We start from the raw sequence: 3,192 nt of genomic DNA, 5'->3' as shown, positions 1-3,192 counted from the left end.
GTGAACGGCTCTGTGCCGTCGTGGTGGTCGGGTATCTGGCTGAAGAATGCGATCGGCGGCGCCGCCGCCCGCTCGCCCAGCGTCGCCGAACCGACGCTGATGCTGACATCGACCTCCTCGCCGGCCGTCCAGAGGTCGGTGTCGGTCGCCCACCAGTAGCGGCCCGACCCCTCGGTGTCGGGGACCAGGCTCTCGCCGGCGACGAACTCGGCATCGCCCAGGGTGAGCGTGAAGTCGGTATCGGTCTCGCGGTCCATGGCCAAAAAGAGGCCCCCCGCGAGCTGCACGATCAACATCACCCGCATCGAAGTACCGCCCAGCGTGAGCCCGCGCTCCGACAGGTCGCCCACCCCCGCCCAACGCGAATAGCCCGACCCCGACGGCTGCGAATCGTCGGCCCCCACCGTCAGCGTCGCCTCCCACACCACCGAGGCCGCGTCCGCCTCAGCCGTGTCGCTTTCTTGGGCCGGCTGTCCCGGAGGATCCGTCGACTTCGGGGCGGTCTCTTTGGTGGGCGTTGTCGTCTCGGCCGCGGTGCCGGTGACCGCCGGACTCCACCCCGTCACCGCCGCAGGCCGAGCCAGGGCCGCCCCCACAGGCGCAACCGACGCGGCCAACATCCCAACCACAGCCAGCGCAGCCAGCAAAGCGACCCGCAGCGGTCTCACACCGGTGCCGCCGGTCCCGGCGAGGACCACATGAGCCCACCCGACGAAACGAGACCACCAACCGGCACCCAGACCCGAAGCGCCGCCGCCGCGGAACAAACGAAACCGGGCTGGTGTCAAGACTCTCACTCCTTGCGCGAGCTGCAGCAACCGGCGGCACAGCGGCTTCGCTGCCGATGCGGCTGTGTGACTGTAGTCGTTATAACAACGTAACAAACCGGATGCGCCTGGACTCGCCGTCGGTCCGCAAGCCGATGAACACTGTGCGCAGGGACAAAAACGCGGCCCGCCGCAGATGGCGGGTTCTGTCGCGCCCGATCAGCCCCCGATCGCGCCCAAAAACGCTCCTAGCGGCACCTGACTAGCCTCCAAGCACCCAAGATGCGGCCCATCTGAACCGCCCTGGCTTTCCTGGATGGAGTGCGCGGGAACCCCGGGGAGGTTCACGCCGTTCGGCGGGCGTCGCTGGGGGTTGTTCCGTAAGCCTCGGCGAAGCAGCGCGAGAAGTGGGCGGGGGACTTGAAGCCGTGGCTGAGGGCGATCTCAGTGATGGTCTTGGCGCGGTGCTGGGCCGAGACGAGGTCGTCGCGGCAGCGGGCGAGGCGCCGGCGCATGAGGTACGTGGCGACGGTGGTGTTGTGGTCTCGGAAGAGCTGGTGCAAGTAGCGCAATGAGACGCCGATGGAGGAGGCGATGCGGGCAGGGTCCAGGGCGGGGTCGTCGGCGTAGGCGTTGATGTAGGTGCAGGCGCGCAGGAAGTGCTTGGTGCTGCTGGAGCCGGGGACGATGGCATCGCCGAAGTGATCCGCCAGGGCAACCCCGACCAGGTCGAGGGCGCTGGTGGCGAGTTGCCGGGACACGGCGTTCTCCTCGCGGAGGGCGAAGGGTTCCAGCGAGCGCAGGAACGATGAGACCGGGGCGGTGACCTTGCCGTTGCTGCGCATGCGCACTGCGGTCAGCGGTTCGGGGAAGGGGCAGCGCTCGAGCAGGAACTGGCGGTCGAACTGCAGGACCAGCATGTCGAACTGATCCGGCATGACGAGGTTGTAGGGCCGGGTGGCGTCGTAGAGAGCGAAATCGCCCGCTTCGAGGACGGCTTGCCGGTCGTCCTGGATCACGACCCCCACGCCGCTCAGCTGCAGCGACACGAGCACCTCGTCGCGCGGTTCGCTGCGGATCAGTGACGGGGAGCGGTGGACGGTGTGGGGCTGGGCGTGGACGCGGCTGAGGGCCAGGACGCCGAGATTGGTGCTGGAGATCTCGGCCTGGAAGGGCTGTTCCGACGGCAGCGTCTCGGCCTCGAGGCGGACGAAGGCCGAGCAGATGACCTCGTGCCAGAAGTCGAACCGTTCCCGGTCGGCGACGGTGTCGGTGTTCGCGGTTGTGATCATGCCCTGATCCCGCTGGTCTCGCCCTCGGAGCTGCGCCGGAACGGAAATCCCTGCCAGCGCAACCCAGAGTGCACTCTGAGACAAGACATTACACACTGCTGGGAATGCGGGGGTCGCGGGCCTCTTCATAACTTCGTCGACATGGTGGAGAGAACCGCGATCCTCGCCGGCGGCACCTCCGCGCCGGGCGCGATGCGACCGGGCACGCGGACGCACATCCCCTCCCCCACCCGCCGGTTCGGGTCGTCGAAGGAGTCGCAATGACAGCAGCCGCCCCGTTCGTTGCCGCCGCCGTGCAGGCGGAGCCGTGCTGGCTCGACGTAGAAGCCGGCGTCGACAAGGCCGTCGGCCTCATTGCCGAGGCGGCCAACAACAATGCCCGACTCGTAGCGTTCCCGGAGACGTGGATTCCCGGCTATCCGCACTTCCTGTGGCTCGGACCGCAGGCCTGGGGCATGCAGTTCGTGCAGCGCTACCACGAGAACTCCATCACCGTCGGTGAGGAGGTGTTCCAGCGTCTCGCCGGAGCGTCCGCCGACAACGACATCTGTGTGGTGCTCGGCGCCAGCGAAAGGGACCGGGGATCGCTGTACATGGCGCAGTTCGCCTTCGGCGCCGACGGCGAGGTCCTGTTCTGTCGCCGCAAGCTGAAGCCCACGCACGTCGAACGCGCCCTGTTCGGCGAGGGAGACGGCAGCCACCTACACGTTCAAGAGGTCGCCGGAATCGGCCGGCTCGGGGCGCTGAACTGCTGGGAGCACCTCCAGCCACTCACCAAGTTCGCCATGTACAGCCAGGGCGAGCAGGTGCACGTGGCCGGCTGGCCCTCGTTCTGCCTCTACCGCGGCCTCGCCAACGCCCTCGACATCGAGGTCAACATGAATGCCACGCAGGTCTACGCGGTCGAGGGCTCGTGCTTCACGATCGCCGCCACCACCGTGACCTGTGAGGCCGGGCTCAACCTCTTCTGCCAGGACGACGAGCAACGAGCCCTGCTCGGCGGTGTCGGCGGCGGCGGGTGCAGCCGAATCTACGCACCCGACGGGCGGATCATCTCGAACCTCCTCGACGAGCACGAGGAAGGGATCGTCTACGCCGAAATCGACCTGTCGCTCATCCCCCTCTCGACGGGC

3 protein-coding genes are annotated in these 3,192 nt (G+C 67.9%); 1 reads left to right on the top strand and 2 read right to left on the bottom strand.

The genetic code is table 11. The features are described from left to right. Both OXG55_00465 and OXG55_00460 read right to left on the bottom strand, forming a co-directional pair. Positions 1–566: hypothetical protein (locus tag OXG55_00465; GenBank protein MCY4101728.1), on the bottom strand; the 566-nt coding region annotated here is incomplete at its 3' end. Positions 567–1,111: 545 nt separating this feature from the next. Then, positions 1,112–2,059: a helix-turn-helix domain-containing protein gene (locus OXG55_00460; GenBank protein MCY4101727.1), complete on the bottom strand. Its 948-nt coding sequence runs from the start codon at positions 2,057–2,059 to the stop codon at positions 1,112–1,114. A 260-nt stretch (positions 2,060–2,319) separates the two neighbouring features. On the opposite strand from OXG55_00460, the gene OXG55_00455 reads away from it, so the two are divergent. Beyond that, positions 2,320–3,192 (top strand): carbon-nitrogen hydrolase family protein (locus OXG55_00455; protein ID MCY4101726.1); only part of this gene is annotated, 873 nt, incomplete at its 3' end.

Source organism: bacterium (assembly GCA_026708055.1).
In the GTDB taxonomy this organism is placed as follows: domain Bacteria; phylum Actinomycetota; class Acidimicrobiia; order Acidimicrobiales; family CATQHL01; genus VXNF01.
Note: the sequence above shows the minus strand (reverse complement) of the source record. Positions and strands in the feature narration are given on the sequence as shown.

Coding starts and splice junctions, on each gene's coding strand:
- OXG55_00460 (MCY4101727.1), bottom strand. CDS start 2,059: ATGATCACAACCGCGAACACCGACACCGTCGCCGACCGGGAACGGTTC.